We start from the raw sequence: 21,341 nt of genomic DNA, 5'->3' as shown, positions 1-21,341 counted from the left end.
TCGCCTGCTACGCCACCTTGCCGCTGCCCATGCAGCTCGACCGCCAGACGGTCGAGACCAATGGCGCGTGCGCGGAGGGTGTGTAGGGAACGACAGGGCCGCAACGGCTTCGGTTTTCAAGCAACCCCTCCTGGCGCCGGCCGGAGGGGTTTCTTGTATCCGCAAGAGAACTCTCCCGCCGGTCCGGAAGGATCAGACGAAAGAAAGGAGACTCATGCGCGACTATGACGTGATCGAAAGCCCGGGCGCGCCCATCAAGGCGTGGACCCGTGGCGTGCCGATCGAGGACGCCGCGCTCAAGCAGCTCAAGAACGTGGCCTCGCTGCCGTTCATCCATAAGCACATCGCGGTCATGCCCGACGTGCACTGGGGCAAGGGCGCGACCGTGGGGTCGGTGATCCCCGCCGTGGGGGCCATCATCCCGGCGGCCGTGGGCGTGGACATCGGCTGCGGCATGATGGCGGTGCGGACCTCGATCCGCGCCGAGCACCTGCCGGACGACCTGTCGGGCATCCGTTCCGCCATCGAGGCGGCCGTTCCGCACGGCCGCACCGACAACGGCGGGCGCAACGACAAGGGCGCCTGGGCCGACGAGCCGCCCCTCTCGGCGCATTCCCGCTGGGAGGCGCTGAAGGCCGGCTACGACGCCGTGGTGGAAAAGCACCCCAAGGCGGCGCACCCGCGTGGTTTCGGCCACCTGGGCACGCTGGGCACGGGCAACCATTTCATCGAGCTCTGCCTCGATGAGGCGGGCGACGTGTGGGTGATGCTGCACTCGGGCTCGCGCGGCGTCGGCAACCGCTTCGGGACCTATTTCATCGAGCGGGCCAAATATGAAGCGCGTCGCTGGTTCCTGAACCTGCCGGATCAGGACCTGGCCTACTTCCCGGAAGGGTCGGAGGGCTTCATCGACTACATCCGCGCGGTGTCGTGGGCGCAGAAGTACGCGCGCGCCAACCGTGAGGTGATGATGGACAGCGTCCTGAACGTGCTGCGCGCGTTCTGGCCGGATCTGGAGACGACGCAGGAAGCGGTGAACTGCCACCACAACTACGTCTCGAACGAGCGCCACTTCGGCAAGGACGTATTCCTGACCCGCAAGGGCGCGGTGTCGGCCAAGCTCGACGAACTGGGCATCATCCCCGGCTCGATGGGCGCCAAGTCCTTCATCGTGCGCGGCAAGGGCAATGCGGAAAGCTTCTGCACCTGCTCGCACGGCGCCGGTCGGACCATGAGCCGGACCGAGGCCAAGCGCCGCTTCACGGTGGAGGACCACGTCCGCGCCACCCAGGGCGTCGAATGCCGCAAGGACGCGGACGTGATCGACGAAACGCCGATGGCCTACAAGGACATCGACGCCGTGATCGCGGCCCAGTCCGAGCTAATCGAAGTCGTGCACACCCTGCGTCAGGTGGTGTGCGTCAAGGGATGACGGAGGCCGGTCGCGCGCAAGCGTGGCCGGCTTTCGTCGTTCAGCCCTCCGCCGAGGCCTTCGGCGCCCGCGACGCCAGCACCTTCCTCAACTGGCGGCCCACCGCCAGCGGTCGCCCGTCCTGCGCCCAGGCTGTGGCGTCCTCGACCGTCCAGCCGCCGTGGCTGTCGCGCGAGACGAACTCGAAATAGGTCCAGCCGTCCGGGGCGGCGTCCTCCGGCACCGGGCCGAAGAAGTCATACCGCAGATCCGCCGTGGCCGAGACCGCGGGCGGCGGCGGCAGCATCGTCCAGTAGACCGGGAAGGTGGCGTCCAGCAGGAAGGCCAGACGCGCCTCGTCCAGCGGCTTGCCATCGACGGTGCGCATCCACACCCCCATCCGGTCGGTGTCATTGCGCCCGAACAGCTTTATGCCGCCGACGAAGCGATGCTCGACATGCTGGATGAAATGCGGCCCGAATTGCGGGTCCATCGGGGTCAGCGGCTGTTCCAGCAGCGGCGGCGGGGTGATCGAGGCGGCGCGCAGCTCCGGCCCGTCGCCCGCCGCGCCGAAGGTGACCAGCCCGCTCATCGCCAGCCGATCGCCCTGCCCTGCCCGCACCGAGGCGTAGGAGGCGGAACGGCCGCCGCGCAGCAGTTCGCTGGTGATCGTCATCGGCTCGAACTTCGCCCCGATGTGGAACTGGGTCGCGATGGTCCGCACAGGCGCCGCGATATTCAGCGTCTCGCGCGCCGCCTTGGCCGCCAGCGCCGCCATCAGCCCCCCGAACGGCGAACCCTTCTCCGCCGGCCACGACAGGGGCGCGTTCGAGAACGACCCGGTCATCGGCGCGATTTGGCCGCCCTCGCCGTCTTCGGTCAGGGTCAGGGCTTCATCGAGTGTCTGCAGCGTCATGCGGTCGATCTATCGGCAGGAAAGGGCGGACGGAAGACCTGCGCCCTCCGCCCGGAGTTCAAGGGACCAGGAAACGCCTGACAGAAGTCAGAACGTGTCCGTAGCGAAACAAGACTGACTTAGTGCGTTCAGATTGGCAACCCTCTTGCAAAACCCCTGACGCGGCGTCACCTTTGTCCACATGGGACGCACAGCCGATTATTCGCGACAAAGCTGCACGGTGGCCGCCACCCTTGAGGTGATCGGGGATCCGTGGACGATGCTGGTCATCCGCGACGCCTTCAACGGCGTCAGCCGCTTCGAACAGTGGCAGGAGCGTCTCGGCGTCGCCCGCAATGTGTTGGCCGCCCGGCTGAAGACCCTGGTCCAGCACGGCGTGCTCGAGCCCCGCCTCTATTCCGAGCGTCCGCCGCGCAACGAATACATCCTGACCGCCAAGGGCAAGGACCTGTATGGCGTCCTGGTCACCCTGCACGCCTGGGGCGCCAAGCACGTCTATGGCGAGGAAAACGCAGGGCTGAAGATGGTCCACAAGGAGTGCGGCCACGACCTCTCCCCCCGCATCGCCTGCGGCCACTGCAACGAGATCGTCCGTCCCCGCGACATCCAGCTCATCCACGACCGCACCCGCCCCACGGTCGGCGAAGTCATGCCCAAGGACGAGGTGGCCTGAGATTCCGCCCCCTCTCCCATCGGGAGAGGGAGGGGAAAGGATCATCGCAACCCTCTCCCATCGGGAGAGGGTACGCCCGATGCCCCACACCCCACACCCCAATCACGCTATCCTCACCGCATGACCGACTCACATGCTGAAGGCCGCTGCGGCTGGTGCGGGACCACCGACCCGCTCTACATCGCATATCACGACGAGGAGTGGGGCGTGCCCGAGTATGACGCCCGCGCCCTGTGGGAGAAGCTGATCCTCGACGGCTTCCAGGCCGGGCTGGCGTGGATCACCATCCTCAGAAAACGCGAGGGCATCCGCGACGCCTTCGACGGCTTCGATCCTGAAAAGGTCGCTGCCTATGGCGAGGCGGATATCGAGCGGCTGCTGGCCGACCCGCGCATCATCCGCTCGCGCGCCAAGATCAACGCCGCCATCCGCGGCGCGCAGATCTGGCTGGAGATGCGCGACAACGGAGAAGACTTCTCGGCCTGGCTCTGGTCCTTCGTCGGCGGCGCGCCTATCCAGAACGACTGGTCCGACTTCCGCGAGGCCCCGGTCAAGACGCCCGAGAGCGAAGCCATGGCCAAGGCGTTGAAGAAGCGCGGCTTCAACTTCTGCGGCCCGGTCATCGTCTATGCCTTCATGCAGGCGGTCGGCATGGTCAACGATCACCAACGGTCGTGCTTTCGTCAGGCCGAGGTTCGTGCGATGGCCCGCCGATAATGTCGGACCGCGCCTTCCCCACCCTCGCCCTTGAGACCCTGCTGGCCCAGTCCGCCGGCGGGCTGGTCTGCGGCGTGGACGAGGCGGGACGCGGCCCCTGGGCGGGTCCGGTCTCGGCGGCGGCGGTGATCCTCAATCCCGACGACCTGCCGCCGGGCATCGATGACTCCAAGGCCCTGACCGAGAAACGCCGCGAAGCTCTGGAGCCCGAGATCAAGGCCCGCGCCCTCGCTTGGGGCGTCGGCTTCGCCTCGGCGCGTGAGATCGAGGAACTGAACATCCTCGGCGCCACCGGTCTTGCCATGTGTCGCGCCATCGAGGCCATGGCGATCCAGCCGGTCGCGGCCCTCGTCGACGGCAACTACAAATTCCGCCTGCCCTGTCCGATCCAGACGGTCGTCGGCGGCGACGGCCTGTCGCTATCGATCGCCGCGGCCTCCATCCTCGCCAAGACGGCGCGGGATCGGATCATGATCGAGATGGACGCCCTCTACCCCGCCTACGGCTTCGCACGCCACAAGGGCTACAACGCCCCGGTCCACTCCGAGGCGCTCAGGCTCCACGGCCCCTGCCCCGAGCATCGGCGCACCTGGGGGCCCGTCAAGGCGCTTCTGGAGGACTAGATGTGCAGCGCCCCGCCCAGCATGGCGCCCATCAGGGCGGCGACAACCCCGCCGCCGACCACCACCACCCAGCCGGGAATGGCGCGAACCATCTCGCCCACGGTCGGCTCAGCGGTCTCGGGCGTGTCATTGGCGGGACGGTTGTCGAAGCGACGAGGTCCGGGCGCCTTCCAAGCAACGACGCCGAACGCATCGGCGGCCCGGTCATAGGCGCGGACGCCATCCATGCGGCGCGAGGGGGTCATGGTCATCTGTTCCATGCCGGACACAACGGGCCGGGAGTCAGGCCGTTCCCTTACGCGGCGTCGGCCAGCTCGATCCGGCGTTCTCCGACCACGAACAGATATTCCACGTTCCGCAGCCGCCCGACCGCCCCGACCTTCTCGCCCTTCGGATTGTGGATGCCGATCCGGGCGCCGACATAGCGGGGCCGGGCGATCTCGATGACCTGCACCTCGCCCCGCGTGGAGAGCATCGCCACCAGCTGCTCCCGGCTGAGATAGCCCTCGTCATTGAAGGAGACGACCAGATTGGGAGCCTTCAGACCGGCGATGACGGCCTCCAGCGCCGGACCGATGCCAGGCCGGCTGTTGAAGGCGCTCTTGCGGGTCTTCACGTCGATCCGCTTGTTCGCCACCCCATAGGTCTCGGGCTTGTCCCACAGGACCAGACTTTCCCAGCAGTGGTAGTTCCCGAGGTAGGAATGCTGATTGTAGGGCGGGTCCAGATAGACGAGGTCGGCCTCGATCTCCGGCGCGATCTGAACGGCGTCCGCGTGGGTCGCCTTGCAGGGACCACCCGCCACGCCCGGCAGGATGTCGGGCATCCGCAACTCCAGCGGCTTCAGCGCCCGCGGGGCCCAGGACTTCATATAGGCCATCTGCAGACCGGCCGTGGAATCGACCCGGTCCGCCGCCTCCATCAGGGCGACCAGGGCCACCGCTTCCAGCTCGGGCTCGAGCGCCATCGTCGCGATCCGCTCCCGCATCGCATCGATGACCGCGCCGTTGTCAGGGTGGAAGAAGCGGGCGTCATCGCAGAAGGCCTTGGTGAACCACCCCGCCTCGGGCTTCAGGCCCCGCAGCTCAGCCAGCACCCCCTCGGCCCGCTCCAGCCACCGCTCCCGATCCGCCTGCACATAGGCGGTGGCTAGGGTGTGGGCGTAGGCATTGTGATCGTTTGACCAGAGCCGGAAGCCCTGCCCCTTCAGCGCATGGCCCACCCGGGCCGAGCCGGAGAACAGGTCGCACACCGCTCCGCCCTGCGGCAGCAGGGCGGCGACCGTGGCCGACACCTGACCCAGCAGGGCGCGCTTGGAGCCGATGTACTTGATCAAGTCGCCTCCCCTCGCGAGAGATCAGGCGCGCCCCTTGCCGCCCTTCTTGGTCGGAGCATGGGCCAGACGCAGCAGATTCGCAGCCCCCGGCGCGCCGAAGGGCGTTCCCGCCAGGATCAGGATGCGCTGCCCCGGATCGGCCAGGCCGTAGGTCATGGCGCTGGTCACCGCGTCCTCTGTCACGTCCTCCAGCGACGTCGGCTCCTTGCCCAGCCGGGTCTCCAGCCCCCAAACCAGCGCCAGACGGCGGGCGGTGTCGGGGTTCGGCGTCAAGGTCAGCACCGGCTGCAGCGGCCGCTCGCGGGCCATCCGGCGGGCGGTGCCGCCGGTCGTGGTGAAGACCACGATACAGGCGGTGGACGAGGCCTCGGCGGCCTTGCGCGCCGCCGCCACCAAGGCGTCGACGTCGTGCTCCTCCATCCCGGCGTGCTCGGCGTCCATCAGGCTGGGCCACAACGGATCGCTTTCAACCCGCTCGATGATCCGGTTCATGATGCCCACGGCTTCCAGCGGATACTGGCCCGAGGCGGTCTCGGCCGACAGCATCATGGCGTCGGCGCCCTCGTACACGGCGTTGGCGACGTCCGAGGCCTCGGCGCGGGTCGGCGCGGGGGCGCTGGTCATCGATTCCAGCATCTGGGTCGCCACGATCACCGGCACGCCGCGCTGGCGAGCGGCGCGGATGATCTGCTTCTGCGCCACCGGAACCTCTTCCGGCTCCAGCTCAACGCCCAGATCGCCGCGCGCGACCATGACGCCGTCGCAGTAGTCCAGAATGCTGTCCAGCTGGGCCAGGGCCTGCGGCTTCTCGATCTTGGCCAGGCAGGCGGCCTTGCCCTTCACCAGTTGCTTCAGCTCGGCCATGTCCTCGGCCTTCTGCACGAAGCTGAGGGCCACCCAGTCCACGCCCATGCGCAGGGCGAAGGCCAGATCCTCGCGGTCCTTGGGCGTCAGGGCCGAGACCGGGACCACCGCCTCCGGCACCGCCACGCCCTTGCGGTCCGACAGCTTGGAGCCGCTCTCGACGGTGACGTCGGCCCACTCATCGGTGCGCTCGCCGACGCGCAGCCGCACCCGGCCGTCGTCCAGCAGCAGCAGCATGCCGGTGCGCAGGGCGCGGAAGATTTCGGGGTGGGGCATCTGCACCCGCGTCAGGTCGCCCGGCGTCGGATCCAGGTCGAAGCGCATCTTGTGGCCCGGAGCCACATCGATCTCGACGTCCCTGAACCGGCCCAGACGCAGCTTGGGTCCCTGCAGGTCGGCCAGCACGCCCAGCGGACGCTTCAGCGCCATCTCGGCGCCGCGCACGGCCTTCAGGGCCGCGGCATGATCCTCGTGCGAGCCGTGGCTGAAGTTCAGACGGAAGACGTCCACCCCCGCCTGGGCCAGAGCCTTAACGGTCCCGGGCGCACGGCTGGCGGGTCCGAGGGTGGCGACAATACGGGCGCGCCGGGCTCTGTTCATCTTGTGGCTCTGGGTCGTTTTTACGAGTGTTGGCCCCTTGTGCCTATGAAACGCGGAACGGGTAAGGCCGCTCCGGTTCCCGGAAACACGAAGTTATGGACGCGCCGGGCAGGTCGAACCGCCGGGGGCCTGCAGATCGATGCAGCGACCGTCCAGACCGGCGGGCGTCGGCACCCCGATGATCGGCGCCAGGGTCGGGGCGATGTCTATGGTGCGGATCGGCAGGAAGCGCTCCTGCCCCTGCGCGCCCGGCCACCAGAAGATGATCGGCACGCGGCGGTCATAGTCCCACGGGGTGCCGTGACCCGAGATGGTCCGGCCGACCCGGCCGCCCATCACCACATTCTCCTTCAGCGCCGTGATGATGTCCGGCGACCGCTGCGCCACCGCCGACAGGCGCATGCGCTGACGCACCGTCATCAGGTCCGGCGTCAGGTCCGCCGGCGGCACGGGTTCGGCCAGCAGCACGTCACGGCTTTCCGCGAAAGCGATATCCGGGTTGGCGCGCAGCAGGTCCAGCGCGGCGTTCAGGATGCGCCCGCGCAGCGGCTCGGGCAGGCCCTTCTGCTCGGCGTCACCGACCATGACACCGCTGCCGCCCAGCGACAGGGGTCCATAGTCCAGACCGAACTGCGCCTTGAGCGTATCGTTGATCCGCGCCATGGCGGCGGCATCGGCGCGATGGGCGTGCGGATAGCCTCGCTCGGCCAGACGCTCGACGAAGTCCGAGCCGCCATGGTCGGCGGTCAGGACCACGATGGCGCCTTGCGGCAGGCGCTCGAGGAAGCGGCCCAACGCGGCGTCGAGGCGATACATCTGCTCGCACATCTCCGGTCCCTGGGTGCCGAAGGTGTGGCCGATGCGGTCCGTGCCCGACAGGCTGACGCCCAGCATGTCCACCGTGCCCCGACGGCCGAGTTGCTGCGTCTCCAGCAGCTCCGACGCCGCCTCCAGCGTCAGTTCGTCGAGGAAGGGCGAGGTGTCGATCTCGAACCGCTGGGGCGGCAGGCTCGAGCGGAAGGTCTGGCCGTTGATCTTCCACTCGCCGTCCAGGCTGCGGCAAGCGTCACGGGTATAGGTCCACGACGGCGGCGTGGCGCGCAGGCGTTCGGCGATCCGGCTGTTCAGCCCGGCCACCGGCTGCAGCCGTGCCTCCGCCGTCTGACCCGGCTCGACATAGGTCGTGAAGCCGAAGCCCACCGTGTACCAATAGGCGCCGTCGCCCTTGTGGCCGTTCAGGTTGATGGCGCCCCGGTCCTTGCCCGAAACGGCGAAGACCCGGCTCTGCGGGCTGGCGGTCTTCAGCCAGTCGGCGAGCGTCGTCGCCTCCAACTGCTCCGTGCCGACCACGCCGTTGTCGGTCGTGTCGTCGCCGTGAGCCAGATGGTTCACCGGCGAGAACAGGCAATAGACCTCCTTGCCCGTCGTCGCGTCGATCCAGTCATTGGCCGGAATGCCGGTGCGGGCGGGGTTCATGCCCGTCAGAACCGTGGAGTGCCCCGGGCAGGTCTCGGTCAGACCGTGCTGCTGGAAGCCGTTGGCGTGGACGCGGCCCTGCTGCGCCAGGGTCGCGAGACCACCGGTGAAATCATCGCGATACTGGTTGAACAGGTTGGCGCTGAACTGGTCGATGACCAGGGTGACCACCAGCGTCGGACGGTTGGTCGATTCGGCGACCGACGCCGGAACCGGAGCGACCACCGGGGCGGCTTCCACCGCCTCCCCCTTCGGCAGCCAGTTCTGGACGGTGGCGCATCCACCGAGGGTCAGAAGGGCGGCTGCGGCGGCGAAGGTGGTGTGGACTCGGGTCACGTGGCGTCTCCTGCGGTCGCCGCCGGGTACCGCCAACTCACGACACCCCTGCGACAGACCGGGACTGCTACGCTCCACAAACCGTCGAGGCTAGCCCTGCGTGGCGTTCCAGGCGGTCACGAAGGCGCGGGCGCGCTCGCCCACTTCGTCGGCGGTCATGCCCGGCTTGAACAGGGCGCCGCCGATGCCGAAGCCCGAGGCGCCCGCCGCGCGCCAGCTCGTCAGATTGTCCGGCGTCACGCCGCCGACGGCGTACAGCCGCTGGTCCGACGGCAGGACCGCCCGCAGCGCCCTGAGTCCAGCAGGGCCGGCGATCTCGGACGGGAAGAGCTTAAGGACCTGCGCGCCCGCCTTCAGCGCCGCGAAAGCCTCGGTGGCGGTGAAGACGCCCGGCATGGACAGAGCGCCGACGGCGACCGTCTCGCGGATCACATCGGCGTCGGCGTTGGGCGAGATGATGATCTGACCCTTGGCGGCGACCACGTCGCGCACCGCTTCGGGCGTCAGGACCGTGCCCGCCCCGACGACGGCGCGGTCGCCCAGCGCCTCGCGCAGCAGCCGGACGCTCTCCAGCGGGCGCGGCGAGTTCAGCGGCACCTCAAGGCAGGTGAAGCCGGCGCCCAGCAGGGCTTCGCCGACGCCGACCGCCTCCTCAGGCGTCAGCCCGCGCAGGATGGCGACCAGCGGGAGCGCGTCCAGTCGATCCAGAATAGCCGTCGTCATCGCATCGCCTCCCAGGCACGCCACAGACCCGCGGCGGTCGCCGCCTCGACATCCGCGACCACAACATCCTCAAGTCCGGCGAGGGTGAGGGCCGAATGATAGCGCTCCACCAGCGCCGGGGCGCCCAGCAGGGCGATCAGACCCTGCAGGCCTTCGCGGGCCTCGCCCGCGATCTCGGCGCCGATCAGCAGGCCCGAGAGATAGTCCTGCAAGCCGGTCGGCGCCACGCGCCCGGCCAGCATGCCGACCCGGGTCGAGAAGAGGTTCCGGCTCAACGGCTCGTCCTCCAGACCGGCGCATACGCCCGCCTCGAAGGCGGCGTCATCCGTCCCGGCTGTCCCGCCGAGGAAGGAAGGACTGGCGCCCAGGGCGGCGAACACTTCGCCGGTCATATGGGTGCGGAAGTCGACGATGCGTCCGCCGTCCAGTCGCGCCCATTTGCTGTGGGTGCCGGGCGCGATGACGCGGTCGAACTCGGCGCCCAGTCCGAACAGTTGGGTCTCCTCACCGCGCATGACGTCGTCCAGCGCGCCGTCGCGCCAGACCGCCACACCGGGCAGGATGCGAACCTCGGGCGCGTCGATGGGGCGGACGAAATAGCTAGCCAGATCAGCCAGACCGGCGGGACAGGGGGCATACGGCGCTTCGAGCCAGCGCCCACGAGCGCCGGCCATGCCACAGACCACGACCGGCAGATCCTCGGCCAGCCAGTCGGCGGCGACCTCGGTCAGGACATCGGCGAACTGGCCCGGCGCGAGCGTCGAGGCGCCTCGCCCATCGGCGCGCCGACCCAACACCGTTCCGCCCTCCGCCATACGGAAGACCCGCAGGTTGCTGGACCCCCAGTCCACACCGATCAGGGCTGTCGCTGTGCTCATGGAGTCCGCAGTAGCGAAAAAGGAACGGCGCGGCGATGACCGCCGCGCCGATATAAAGTTCACGGCCCGGCGTAATAGGGAGACAGCCGGTCCGCCGCGATCAAAGCTGAAGGAAACGGGTCGAAGGGTTGGGCAATCGACAGTTCAGCAGTGATTACGTTTTCACCAGCGACAATATGCTTCATGGGTGACAAAGGCGTCAAGCTCATTCTAGATAGCGCTAACATTCCGACACAGAAGCGGTTTGAGGGACGATGACGAACGGGAAGAGCGGTCTCACGCGGAGACAGGCTGCGGCGCTGGCCGCCACACCCCTGCTGGCGGGCGCGGCCCTGCCGCAGGCGCCTGAGGCCTATCGCTGGCGCAGCGTGAAGGTCGGTGCGGGCGGCTTCATTCCGGGGATCGTGTTCAGCCGGGTCGAGCGCGATCTGGCCTATGCCCGCTCGGACATGGGCGGCGCCTATCGTTGGGACGCCGGCCTGTCGCGCTGGCTGCCGCTTCAGGACGACACCCCCATCCCCAATGACTACGGCGTCGAGAGCATCGCGCCCGATCCCGTCGATGCGAACGTGGTTCACGCCGCCGTCGGCGTCAGCCGTCATGCTCCGGCGGCCATGCTGCGGTCCGAGGATCGCGGGACCACCTGGCGGCGGACACCGGTCGAGTTCCGTATGGGCGGCAATGAAGACGGGCGTGGGCTGGGCGAACGGCTGGCCATCGATCCGAACGACACCCGCATCCTCTACTACGGCTCGCGCCATGACGGCCTGCAGCGCAGCACCGACGGTGGCCTGAACTGGCGACGGGTCGAGAGCTTCCCCGTCCGGGGCCTCGGGATGGACCTGAACGGCCCGACGCACGGCGGCCTGTCCTTCATCCTCTTCGATCCGACCAGCGGGACGCCCGGCGCGGGATCGCGCACAATTCTGGTCGGGGCGGCCGATCCGGGAGGACCGCGCCTGTTCCGCTCGACGGATGCAGGGGCGACTTGGGCCGCCGTCGCGGGCGGGCCTCGCCCCGAACTGTCGGCCGCCAAGGCCGAGTTGGACGACCGCGGCGTCCTGTTCCTGACCTGCACCCTCGGCATTGGTCCGAACGGCGTCAGCGACGGGCAGGTCTGGCGGCTGGACACGAAGACCGATCAGTGGCGCGACATCACCCCGCCCCGCCCGCTGGGCGGCTTCATGGGCGTGGCGCTGGACCGGACCAAGCCGGGCGTCGTCCTGGTCTCGACGATGAACCGCTGGCAGCCGGGCGACACCCTGTGGCGGTCCATCGACGACGGCCGCAACTGGAGCAGCCTGCGCGAACGCGCCCGGCGGGACGTCAGCGCGACTCCCTACCTCTACTGGGGCAATGACGAGCCGGACTTCGGCTGGTGGATCGCGGCCCTGGCCATCGACCCGTTCGATGGGGAGCGGGCGGTCTATGCGACCGGGGCGACCGTCTATGCGACATCGAACCTGTCCGCACGCGCCACCGACTGGGCGCCGTGGGTCGAGGGGATCGAGCAGACGGCGGTGATCACCCTGGTCAGCCCGCCGACCGGGCCGAAGCTGCTGACCGGCTTCGGCGACATCTCGGGCTTCGCCCACGAGGATCTGGACCGCTCGCCGGACCTGCAGTTCACCACCCCGGTCTTCGCCAACACCAACCAGATCGACTACGCCGGGCGCGCGCCGAACATCGTGGTGCGCAGCGGCACGCCGCATGAGGGCGTCGGGTCGGGCGGTCATGACGGCTCGACCATCGCCTGGTCCGAGGACGCGGGCCGAAGCTGGAAGCCGCTGGGTCGCCCGCGCCCGACCGGTCAGGCCGAGACCTCTCCCAACCCGCGCATGGACCTGTATCGCGACGCGCCGATCACGGTGACCGCGGATGGCTCGACCTTCGTGCTGGTCACGCCGCAGGTGATGTACTCCGACGACCGGGGCGCGGGCTGGAAGCCGTCACAGGGCCTGCCCCTGCTGCTGCGTCCCGTGGCGGACCGGGTCGATCCGCTGTTGCTCTACGCCCTCGATTTCTCGAACGGCGGCTGGTTCGTCAGCACCGACGGCGCGCGCAGCTTCGTGCAGATCGCCAGCCGGGGCCTGCCCAACGACCTTGGCGCCGACCGGGTCACTTGGCGGGAACAGAGCTGGCCGCTGAAGGCCACGCCCCGGCATGACGGCGATCTGTGGTTCGTCTCGCGCAGCGGCCTGTTCCGCAGCCGGAACGCCGGACAACAGTTCGACCGGGTTGCGACGGACCTGTCGGTCGAGATGATGGACTTCGGCCGCTCGCCGCCGGGCAAGACCTACCCCGCCCTGTTCGCCATCGGCACGCGCGGCGATGTGCGGGGCGTCTGGCGCTCGGACGACGAGGGCGTCAGCTGGATCCGGGTCAACGACGCCCGGCACGAATACGCCCGCCGCTTCCGCGCCATCGCGGGCGACCCCCGCGTTTTCGGGCGCGTCTATGTCGCCACGGACGGTCGGGGCGTGGTCTATGGCGAACCGGAGGGACAATCGTGAGCAGCACCCGGCGCAATCTTCTGAAGACGGGCCTCGCCGCCTCGGCCCTGCCTGTCGCGGGATGCGCGACGACCGGCGGCGCGGCGGACTCGGGCCCGTTCAAGCCGACGTGGGACTCGCTGATCGCGGGCTATTCGACGCCCGACTGGTTCCGCGACGCCAAGCTGGGGCTGTGGGCCCACTGGGGGCCTCAGTGCGTGCCCGAGTTCGGCGACTGGTACGGCCGCCAGATGTATATCCAGGGCAATCCCTTCTACGAGCACCATCTGGCCAACTACGGCCACCCCAGCGAGACGGGCTTCCTGAACATCATCGGCCAGTGGAAGGCCGAGGCGTGGAATCCGGAAGAGCTGATGGACCTCTTCCAGGCGGCGGGCGCCCGCTACGTCGTGGCCATGGCCCAGCACCACGACAATCTGGACCTGTTCGACTCGAGGCATCACGCCTGGAACAGCACCCGCGTCGGGCCGGGCAAGGACATCGTCGGGACGTGGGAGCGGCTGGCGCGTGCGCGCGGCCTGCGTTTCGGCGTCAGCAACCACGGCGCCCACGCCTGGCACTGGTGGCAGACGGCCTATGGCTATGACGCCGAGGGCCCGAAGGCCGGTCGCCGCTATGACGCCGCCACCCTGACCCGGGCCGACGGCGTCGGCACATGGTGGGAGGGACTGGACCCGCAAGAGCTCTATACCGGCCCGACCTTCGCGCCGCCCAACGGCATCGGCTCCATCGCCGAGATGAACGCTTGGCATGACGCGCGCGACGGTCAGTGGATCGAGACCCCGCCCGGGAACAATCCGGCCTTCACCCGCTCCTGGGTGGCCCGTCAGCGCGATCTGGTCGACCGGTACAAGCCGGACCTGGTCTATTTCGACAACTACGGCCTGCCGCTGGGCCAGCATGGGCTGGACGCGACGGCCTACCTCTACAACGCCTCGCTGGAGTGGCGGGGTGAACTGCCGGTCGTGAACGGCAAGCGGCTGGAGCCCCGGCAGCGGCGCGGCATCGTCGAGACGGTCGAGCGCGGCTTCAACGACGCCCTGATGCCCGAGCCCTGGCAGACCGACACCTGCATCGGCGACTGGCACTACAACCGCAGCCGCTTCACGAACCACAGCTACGTCCCGGCCAAGAACGTGGTCCAGCGGCTGTGCGACGTGGTGTCGAAGAACGGCAACCTGCTGCTCAGCATTCCGATGCGCGGCGACGGCTCCATCGACACCGACGAGCGCGCCATCCTCGGCGATCTGGCGGCCTGGGTGCGGATCAATGGCGAGGCCATCTTCGGGAGCCGCCCGTGGCGCATCTACGGCGAAGGGCCGACAGCCGTCACGGCGGGCATGCACGGCGAAGGCGGCGCCCGGCCGTGGACGGCCGAGGACATCCGCTTCACCACCCGCGCCGGCATCCTCTACGCCCTCGCGCTGGACTGGCCGGAGGACGGCAAGGTCCGCATCCGCGCCCTCGGTCGTCAGCCGCTTGAAGGCCGGACGGTGGAACGGGTCGAACTGGTCGGCGGCGGCGCCCTGCCCTTCAGCCAGACGGCGGACGGGCTGGTGATCGACCTGCCGACGGATCGCCCAGTGACCTTCGTACCCGCCTTCCGCATCCGCGGCGTGGGACTCGTCTAGCGAAAAGGGCCGGACGGGACCGCTCCCGTCCGGCCCTGATTTTATCGGTTCGCCCGCCTAGCGGACCGGCAGTTCGAAGGGCACGGCGGGCAGATTGTCCGGGCCGTAAAGATTGCAGACCGGGCTGTCGGCCCAGCAGAAGCGCACGAAGCTGCCCTGCGGAGCGTTCAGCCAGACGGTCGCGCCCTGCACCGTTCCCGGCGTGAAGCGGCAGGCCTTGTCCTGATCGCAGACCTCGAAGCCGATGGCGTCGTCAGCGCTGAGCGTGACCAGACCCGTGCCCGCATGGGCGAAGTCGATGCGGATGCGGTCGCCCTCGCGGACAGCGCTGACTGGCGAAGGCGAGCGGGCGACCGTCGTGTCCCCGGCCAGACGGCGGGCCTCCAGCGACAGTCGCCGACCGACCTCGCGCTTGTTGGTCGGATGGATGTCGTAGCGGTCGCCGATATCGATGGCGACGGCGAGGCCCGCGCGCGGATCGGCCTCGACCACCTGACGCTGGACGTCGCGCAACTCGGCCCAGGCCGAGTCGTGCGGCTCGCCCCAGCCCGGGCCGAAATTGGCCAGTTGGACGACGAGGAAGGCGGCGTTCGGGGTCTCGAACCGGGCGCGCCAGTCAGCCATCAGGCCGGTGAGCAGACGGCTGTAGCCGACCGGGTCGTTGACGTTGGACTCGCCCTGATACCAGGCGAAACCGGTCAGGGCGTACGGCCCCAGCCCGGCGATCATGCCGTTGTAGAGGGTCGTCGTGCCGCTGCCGCCGATCCACGGCACGCGCGGCGGTCCGGGCAGGCTGCTCAGCGCCGCCGAGGTCCGGAAACGCCAGGGCGCGGCCAGCGAGACGGTCGAGCCGTCAGCCAATTCGACCTTCTTGGCGTTCGCCGGTCCCCACATGCCGCCGCCGCCGCCGAGGTCCAGCGCGCCGACCGCGATGACATTGCGGCCCGGATGCAGGACGCCCGCCGGAATGACGTAATCGCGGGGCGTGTCCCAGCCCTGCATGCCGCCGATGCGGTGGCCGTTGACAAAGACGACGTCCATGTCGTCGACCGGCCCGAGGCTGATCTTCGCCTCGCCCCGCGCCTGAGCCCGGGTCAGCTGGATCGAAGTGCGATACCAGCCGGTGCCGTCATAGTTGCCGATGGCCGGACCGTCGGTCTCCCAGAAGCCCTCCGGCTTCGCGAGCTTCCAAGCGCTGTCATCAAAGCGGGCGTCGGACCACGGGATCGTCTCCTTCAGGCCCGGATCGTTGGCGCGCCACCACTGTTCGGAGATCCGGTTCCAGTGCGCCGTGCCGGTCTCGGGCGAGGTCGCATAGGCAGAGAGGATGTCCAGCGTCTCGGCATAGTCGCCCGCGCGACGCAGGGAGGCTTCACTCAGCCAGTCCTCGATGATCGAACCGCCCCAGGAGGCCGAGATCAGGCCGATGGGAACCTGCTGTGTCCGACGGAGCTCCTGCCCCATGAAGTAGCAGGCGGCGCCGAAATTCGGGGTGCTGGCCGGACCGGAGGCGCGCCAGACGCTGCCCGCCGGCAGGTCGCCCTCATCGATGCGGGCCTCGCTGCGGCGGTTGACCAGCAGCAGGCGCATCTGGGGGTCGGCGGAGTTGGCGACCTCGGTCTCGGCATTGGTCACCTGACGCAGACCGAACTCCATGTTCGACTGGCCCGAGCACAGCCAGACGTCGCCGATCAGGATGTCGTTCAGGGTCTGCACCTGCCCGCCGGACCGCGCCGACAGGACGTAGGGACCACCCGCCGCCGGAGGTGGGACGTTGGCCCGCCAGTGACCATCAGCGCCGGCGATCGCCTGCGCGCTATGATCGCCGAGGGTGACGGAGACGGTCGCGCCCGGCTGGGCCCGGCCCCAGACCGGGACCGGCCCGCCGCGTTGCAGGACCGCGTGGTCCTGGAACACGTCCGCCATCAGGGGCGCGGGCGTCGGGGTCTGGGCCCAAGCCGGGGCATGCGCCGCCCCGGCCGCCAGCAACAGGCCGAGGGCCAGCGATCCGGAACGCTTCCACATTTTACTGCCCCTCGAGGATTAGCGGCGGCGAACCTGAACCGCCGCGCCGGTGTACTCAACCACCTGCGCATTGGCCGCATCCCAGTCCAGCGCCGAACGGGTGGCGCCGTTTATGAAGCGGACGCGGAAGGTGCGGGTCGTCGGCATGCCCGGGTAGGAACCCTCGCGCGCGCCGATGGTCAGCACGCCCGAACGCTGGTCCCAGCGCAGCGGGATGCGCGAGAACTCGCCCCGCTCGTAGCCGTAGGTCGTGCCCGCGTCGTCATACAGATCGAAGCTGCCGTCCGCGCCCTGATAGACCGTCAGGGTGATCGGGCCATCGAGCTTCTCGGCAGTGTACTGCACCTGCGGGCCGGTCGGCAGGATGGATCCGGCGCGGACATAGACCGGGATGCGGTCCAGCGGCGCCTCGACGGTGACCTCGCGGCCTCCGGTCTGCTTGCGGCCGGTGTAGAGGTCGTACCAGTCCCCGCCCGCCGGGAAGTAGACGCTGCGGCTGCGAGCCCGGTACTCGTGCACAGGCGCGACCATCAGCGACGGGCCGAGCAGGTACTGGTCGTTGATATCCAGCACCTTGCGATCGTCGGCGAAGTCCATGGCCAGACCGCGCATGATCGTGCCGTCTCGGTGCCAGCTGTCGCCCGCCAGGGTGTAGATGTAGGGCATCAGGCGATAGCGCAGGCGCATCTGGTCGCCGAAGGCGGCGTACAGATCGGTGCCCGGCTCAGCCAGGTTGTAGACCTCGCGCAGCGGGAACTCGCCGTGCGAGCGGAAGATCGGCGAGAAGGCGCCGAACTGGAACCAGCGCAGGTTCAGCTCTTCCCATTCGGCCTTGTCTTCGGGCTTCATGCCCGCCGGGTTGGAGTAGCGCGCCTCGACCGCGAAGCCGCCGATGTCGTGGGTCCAGTTGGGCAGGCCCGACAGGCCCGCGTTGACGCCCGCCGACACCTGCTCGCGCAGGTCATCCCAACGGGCCACCACGTCGCCCGACCACAGGGTCGAGCCGGTGCGCTGCAGGCCGCCCCAGGCCGAGCGGGTCAGGATGTAGGTGCGGGTGTCCGGCTGTTCGGCGCGGAAGCGTTGGTAGACGCCCTCGGCGTTGACTAGCGGATAGGAGTTGAACACCAGAGCGCCGGGACCGGCGGCGGTCGGCCCCGCGCGCAGGGTGCGCTCAGGGATGTCGAGGTTGGAGTGCATGTCCGGCTCGACCGAGTCCAGCCACCAGCCGTCGAAGCCCATGCCCTTGAAGCTGTCCGACATCTGGCGCCAGTACAGGTCCCGCGCGGCGGGCAGGTAGGGGTCATAGAAGCTGTTGGCGTAGCCCGGCCCGACCCAGTCGCGCGCCCCCATATCGACGTTGCGCGTGTACATGCCGCCGATGGCCTCAAGCTCCTTGTAGTGCTCGGTCGTCGGATAGAATTTCGGCCACACCGAGATGATGACGTTGGCGTTCATGTCGTGAACGTCGCGGACCATCTGGGTCGGGTCGGGATAGCGGGCGCTGTCGAACTCGTGCGAGCCCCAGGCGTTCTCGGGCCAGTAGAACCAGTCCTGCACCACGTTATCGATCGGCAGGCCCAGCTCGCGATAGCGGCGGACGGTGTCCACCACCTCGGCCTGGGTGTTGTAGCGCTGGCGGCTCTGCCAGAAACCATAGGCCCAGCGCGGCAGCATGACCGCCTTGCCGGTCAGGCCGCGGTAGCCCGCCTGCACCTGATCCAGGTTCTCGCCGCGGATGAAGTAGTAGTCGAGGTCGGTCCCGGCCTGCGACCACAGCGACAGGGCCTGCTGGTCCTGCTCGGCCTGCGGGTCGAGGTGGCGCAGGGCGATATAGCCGTCGCCCGGGATCCACTCGACCTTGATCGAGACCTGGCGGTTGGCGGGCAACTCGACCTCGAAGTCGTGGAACCACGGGTTCCAGTTCTGACGCCAGCGGTCGATGCGCAGTTCGCCGTCGATCCAGACGCGGGCGTAGTTGGACGAGTAGAGCTTGAACTTGTGCACGCCCGCGTGCGGCGTCTCGATGGTGCCTTCCCAGGTGACGCGGACGCCATCCTGACCGGAGCGTCCCATGTCGCCGACCTGAACCGGCTGGGCGGGCTGGGCCTTGAAGCCCTCGGGCCAGCGCTGCTGGTCACGGATGAACTCGTAGTTCACCTCGTGCTCCTGACGCTGAACCTTCAGTTCATCGTTCTGGAAATAGCTGGCGGTCAGGCCGCCGAAACGGCCGGTGGCGTCGCGCAGGATGAGGCGCTGGTCCAGCATCCCGTATTCGCGCGGGTCGCCGAAGCGGGTGATCGAGTTGTTGTCCCAAAGCAGGCCGTAGCCGCCGGTCGAGGCGACGAAGGGAACGCCCACGTCAATGTTGTGCTGGGCCAGTTCGACGTCGTGGCCGCGATAGTTGGCGACGCCCTGCTGGTGCTGGCCCAGACCGTAGAAGGCGTCGTCGGCGCCGGGCTCGAAGACCTGGCGGACGGTGTTGTAGCGGTGCGAGCCGTTCTGGTCCTCGATGGTGACCGGGGCGATCTCGCGGCCGTTCACCCGCTCAGCCAGGATCACTTCCCCCGACGGATCGAGGAAGCGCACGGCGCCGGTGGCCAAGGTCACTTCGGCGGTGACTTCCGCCGCCTTGACCAGGACGACATTGGCGCGCTGCTCGACCGTGAAGCCCGTGGTCTGCGGCGTGGCCGTGACCATCAGGCTGGCCGGAGCCTCGAAGCTGTCATCGGGCGAGGCGGTGACCCGGATGGTGCGCGGGCCATAGACCTGCAGCCGGACCGCCCTCGCCTCTCCGCTCGACGGAATGACGATGACGCCGTCCGACAGGCGCTGGACGCGCTCGATCGAGACGGACTGGACGGGAGCCGAGGCGAAGGCCGCGACCGGCGCTCCCGCGGCCAGAACCAGCGCCATGGCGGCGGACTTCAGGAGACGGGCTTGGGTCATGGCAATCACTCGTAACGTCGTCGATCAGTAGGTGGCGGTGACCACGCGCAGCAGGCGCGGGCGATCCGTGAAATTAAGGCCGTAGTCGGTCTGGTCACCGTTCCAGATGCGCTCGAACACCCAGCGGTTCTCGGCGTCGAAATGGCCTTCCTCGTAGCGCAGGATCATCAGACGTGAGGCCGGGTCCTTGGGGGACAGCTCGACCCGCGCATGATGAGCGGTGAGGAAGAACTCGCCGGGGTTCAGACGGGCGATCAGCGCGCCGCCGTTCGGCGCCGTGGTCGCCTCGGGCTTGGGCAGTTCGCCAAACCAGGTCGCACCGGTCGCACCGAACTGCCACTGCTGATAGGTGACGGTCGCGGTCCAGTCGCCCAGGTCGACGGTCTGGGCCGAACGGTCGTCCGGCTCGGCCACGCCCCAGACGTCGCCCTCGTAGGCGGCCTTGGCCCAGACCCGCTGCCATGGCGCGATCAGGCGATAGGCGTCGCGGAACGGCTTCAGCGTCTCCTCGGTGATCTCCTTGGCGCCCAACGGGAAGTTGGCATAGCCGGTGTAGTCGATGCCGAAGGGCGAGAAGCCCAGGCCGCGCCGCCCCAAGGTCGAGAACAGGTAGCGGGCGTAGGGCTGGTCGTTGCCGATCTCGGCCACGAACAGGGGATTGTCCGCCCGCGCATAGCGATCCAGGTGACGCTCGGCGCGCGCCGAGGGGCGGTCGTAGATGTCAGGGGCCAGGAAATCGATGGCCGGCGCGGCGGCCTGCCAGACCTCGATCATCGACCAGACCGGTCCACCCGAGGCGTAACTGCCCGGCGCCGGACGCTCGAACGGGTCGCCCAGGGCGGCGTTGGCGTACATCGGCAACGGATACTCGGCCTTGCCGGCGGCCGCGACCTGACCGACGTAGCTGCCGATGGACCACGCCATAAAGGTCTCTTCAGCGGTCTCGCCGAACACCTGGGTCCAGGTGCCGGGCTGGCGGTTCATCCGCTGCAGCAGGGCCGCCGGGACCTGACCTTCGAACAGGGCCTGGGCGGTCGGAGAATAGTCACGCACCGATCGGTAGGTTCCAACCTCGTTCTCGGGCTGGACCATGATGACGGTGCGCTGGCGCTCGTCGATCTGGCGGATATGGCGCATCAGGCGGGCGAAGGCGCGGCTGTCAGCCGCGAGCCCCTCGGGCGAGTGCGGCGACAGGGCGTAGCTTGGCGTGCCGTCCTGCTGGATCAGCAGCGGGAAGCGCGTGCGGTCAGTCTTGACCCAGGCGGGGGTGTAGGCCGGGCCGGTGTTCTTCCAGGTCGCGAACCACAGAAGGACAAGCCGCTTGTCGTGCTTGCGCGCTTCTTCGATCACGTGGTTGACGAAGCTGAAGTCAAACTGACCCTCGACCGGCTCGATCTGCTCCCAGGCGATCGGCACCTGAATGGTGTTGGCGCCGATGAACTCGATCGCGGGCCAGGCCTCGGCCAGGGGGGCCGGATAGTTGGAGGAGTTGTTGACCTGCGCGCCCAGGATGGTGAACGGCGCGCCATCGACGATCAGGGCGTGGCGGCCATTGTGATGGACCATATGGGGAATGGACGATTGCGCCTGGGCCGCGCCCGCCGCTGACAGGGCGGCAACCACCCCGAGACCGGCGCCGACACGCCTCAACACATTGGTCCAGCCCATGGGCG

Annotated in this window: 16 protein-coding genes; 6 read left to right on the top strand and 10 right to left on the bottom strand. The window is 68.8% G+C overall.

Annotated elements, in window-relative coordinates:
- Positions 1-214 precede the first annotated feature (214 nt).
- Positions 215-1,432, top strand: coding sequence for an RtcB family protein (locus tag ACTIEF_RS11565; RefSeq protein ID WP_439472293.1), 1,218 nt, complete (start codon positions 215-217; stop codon positions 1,430-1,432).
- Positions 1,433-1,472: 40 nt separating this feature from the next.
- Here the strand turns inward: ACTIEF_RS11565 and ACTIEF_RS11560 are convergent, their stop codons facing one another.
- The gene (locus ACTIEF_RS11560; RefSeq protein WP_439472292.1) at positions 1,473-2,327 is read right to left on the bottom strand and encodes an acyl-CoA thioesterase; all 855 of its coding nucleotides are present in this window, start codon (positions 2,325-2,327) and stop codon (positions 1,473-1,475) included.
- 181 nt (positions 2,328-2,508) lie between these two features.
- On the opposite strand from ACTIEF_RS11560, the gene ACTIEF_RS11555 reads away from it, so the two are divergent.
- The 3 genes from ACTIEF_RS11555 (at position 2,509) to ACTIEF_RS11545 (ending at position 4,340) form a co-directional block, all read left to right on the top strand.
- Complete coding sequence (locus ACTIEF_RS11555; RefSeq protein ID WP_439472291.1) at positions 2,509-3,000, top strand: winged helix-turn-helix transcriptional regulator; 492 nt, start codon at positions 2,509-2,511, stop codon at positions 2,998-3,000.
- A 120-nt stretch (positions 3,001-3,120) separates the two neighbouring features.
- A complete protein-coding gene (locus tag ACTIEF_RS11550) occupies positions 3,121-3,717 on the top strand; it encodes a DNA-3-methyladenine glycosylase I (protein WP_439472290.1) in 597 nt (198 codons plus the stop codon).
- Complete coding sequence (locus ACTIEF_RS11545; RefSeq protein ID WP_439472289.1) at positions 3,717-4,340, top strand: ribonuclease HII; 624 nt, start codon at positions 3,717-3,719, stop codon at positions 4,338-4,340. The genes ACTIEF_RS11550 and ACTIEF_RS11545 overlap by 1 nt, the downstream gene beginning before the upstream one ends.
- Here ACTIEF_RS11545 and ACTIEF_RS11540 read toward each other — a convergent pair.
- The 6 genes from ACTIEF_RS11540 to ACTIEF_RS11515 form a co-directional block, all read right to left on the bottom strand.
- Positions 4,337-4,591, bottom strand: a complete 255-nt coding sequence (locus ACTIEF_RS11540; protein WP_439472288.1) for a hypothetical protein — start codon at positions 4,589-4,591, stop codon at positions 4,337-4,339. The genes ACTIEF_RS11545 and ACTIEF_RS11540 overlap by 4 nt on opposite strands.
- A gap of 44 nt (positions 4,592-4,635) precedes the next feature.
- On the bottom strand, positions 4,636-5,676 hold the full coding sequence (locus ACTIEF_RS11535; RefSeq protein WP_439472287.1) for a DNA adenine methylase: 1,041 nt from the start codon (positions 5,674-5,676) through the stop codon (positions 4,636-4,638).
- 21 nt (positions 5,677-5,697) lie between these two features.
- Positions 5,698-7,140, bottom strand: a complete 1,443-nt coding sequence (pyk, locus tag ACTIEF_RS11530; RefSeq protein ID WP_439472286.1) for a pyruvate kinase — start codon at positions 7,138-7,140, stop codon at positions 5,698-5,700.
- Positions 7,141-7,233: 93 nt separating this feature from the next.
- Entirely contained in the window at positions 7,234-8,952 is a 1,719-nt protein-coding gene (locus ACTIEF_RS11525; RefSeq protein WP_439472285.1) for an alkaline phosphatase family protein, read from the bottom strand.
- 90 nt (positions 8,953-9,042) lie between these two features.
- Positions 9,043-9,675, bottom strand: coding sequence for a 2-dehydro-3-deoxy-6-phosphogalactonate aldolase (locus ACTIEF_RS11520; protein WP_439472284.1), 633 nt, complete (start codon positions 9,673-9,675; stop codon positions 9,043-9,045).
- Entirely contained in the window at positions 9,672-10,553 is an 882-nt protein-coding gene (locus ACTIEF_RS11515) for a 2-dehydro-3-deoxygalactonokinase (RefSeq protein ID WP_439472283.1), read from the bottom strand. The genes ACTIEF_RS11520 and ACTIEF_RS11515 overlap by 4 nt, the downstream gene beginning before the upstream one ends.
- Positions 10,554-10,807: 254 nt before the next feature.
- Here ACTIEF_RS11515 and ACTIEF_RS11510 point away from each other — a divergent pair, with 254 nt between their 5' ends.
- The gene (locus tag ACTIEF_RS11510; RefSeq protein WP_439472282.1) at positions 10,808-13,066 is read left to right on the top strand and encodes a WD40/YVTN/BNR-like repeat-containing protein; all 2,259 of its coding nucleotides are present in this window, start codon (positions 10,808-10,810) and stop codon (positions 13,064-13,066) included.
- The gene (locus tag ACTIEF_RS11505; RefSeq protein WP_439472281.1) at positions 13,063-14,697 is read left to right on the top strand and encodes an alpha-L-fucosidase; all 1,635 of its coding nucleotides are present in this window, start codon (positions 13,063-13,065) and stop codon (positions 14,695-14,697) included. Before ACTIEF_RS11510 ends, ACTIEF_RS11505 begins: the two co-directional genes overlap by 4 nt.
- 57 nt (positions 14,698-14,754) lie before the next feature.
- Here ACTIEF_RS11505 and ACTIEF_RS11500 read toward each other — a convergent pair whose 3' ends face one another.
- Genes ACTIEF_RS11500 through ACTIEF_RS11490 form a run of 3 tightly spaced genes read right to left on the bottom strand, consistent with a single transcriptional unit; the run spans position 14,755 to position 21,336 of the window.
- On the bottom strand, positions 14,755-16,722 hold the full coding sequence (locus tag ACTIEF_RS11500; protein ID WP_439472280.1) for a sialate O-acetylesterase: 1,968 nt from the start codon (positions 16,720-16,722) through the stop codon (positions 14,755-14,757).
- An 18-nt stretch (positions 16,723-16,740) separates the two neighbouring features.
- Positions 16,741-19,668, bottom strand: coding sequence for a TIM-barrel domain-containing protein (locus tag ACTIEF_RS11495; RefSeq protein WP_439472279.1), 2,928 nt, complete (start codon positions 19,666-19,668; stop codon positions 16,741-16,743).
- A gap of 24 nt (positions 19,669-19,692) precedes the next feature.
- A complete protein-coding gene (locus ACTIEF_RS11490) occupies positions 19,693-21,336 on the bottom strand; it encodes a DUF5597 domain-containing protein (RefSeq protein ID WP_439472278.1) in 1,644 nt (547 codons plus the stop codon).
- Between the last annotated feature and the right edge of the window lie 5 nt (positions 21,337-21,341).

Source organism: Brevundimonas sp. (genome assembly GCF_051858995.1).
Lineage (GTDB): Bacteria > Pseudomonadota > Alphaproteobacteria > Caulobacterales > Caulobacteraceae > Brevundimonas.
This window is presented reverse-complemented; position numbering and strand designations above follow the sequence as displayed.

Bases quoted from the DNA above. Each gene is read 5' to 3' on its own strand.
- ACTIEF_RS11540 (WP_439472288.1), bottom strand. From the start codon at position 4,591: ATGACCATGACCCCCTCGCGCCGCATGGATGGCGTCCGCGCCTATGAC.
- ACTIEF_RS11550 (WP_439472290.1), top strand. From the start codon at position 3,121: ATGACCGACTCACATGCTGAAGGCCGCTGCGGCTGGTGCGGGACCACC.
- ACTIEF_RS11555 (WP_439472291.1), top strand. From the start codon at position 2,509: ATGGGACGCACAGCCGATTATTCGCGACAAAGCTGCACGGTGGCCGCC.
- ACTIEF_RS11500 (WP_439472280.1), bottom strand. From the start codon at position 16,722: ATGTGGAAGCGTTCCGGATCGCTGGCCCTCGGCCTGTTGCTGGCGGCC.
- ACTIEF_RS11545 (WP_439472289.1), top strand. From the start codon at position 3,717: ATGTCGGACCGCGCCTTCCCCACCCTCGCCCTTGAGACCCTGCTGGCC.
- ACTIEF_RS11520 (WP_439472284.1), bottom strand. From the start codon at position 9,675: ATGACGACGGCTATTCTGGATCGACTGGACGCGCTCCCGCTGGTCGCC.
- ACTIEF_RS11560 (WP_439472292.1), bottom strand. From the start codon at position 2,327: ATGACGCTGCAGACACTCGATGAAGCCCTGACCCTGACCGAAGACGGC.
- ACTIEF_RS11510 (WP_439472282.1), top strand. From the start codon at position 10,808: ATGACGAACGGGAAGAGCGGTCTCACGCGGAGACAGGCTGCGGCGCTG.
- ACTIEF_RS11490 (WP_439472278.1), bottom strand. From the start codon at position 21,336: ATGGGCTGGACCAATGTGTTGAGGCGTGTCGGCGCCGGTCTCGGGGTG.
- ACTIEF_RS11515 (WP_439472283.1), bottom strand. From the start codon at position 10,553: ATGAGCACAGCGACAGCCCTGATCGGTGTGGACTGGGGGTCCAGCAAC.
- ACTIEF_RS11495 (WP_439472279.1), bottom strand. From the start codon at position 19,668: ATGACCCAAGCCCGTCTCCTGAAGTCCGCCGCCATGGCGCTGGTTCTG.
- ACTIEF_RS11565 (WP_439472293.1), top strand. From the start codon at position 215: ATGCGCGACTATGACGTGATCGAAAGCCCGGGCGCGCCCATCAAGGCG.
- pyk (WP_439472286.1), bottom strand. From the start codon at position 7,140: ATGAACAGAGCCCGGCGCGCCCGTATTGTCGCCACCCTCGGACCCGCC.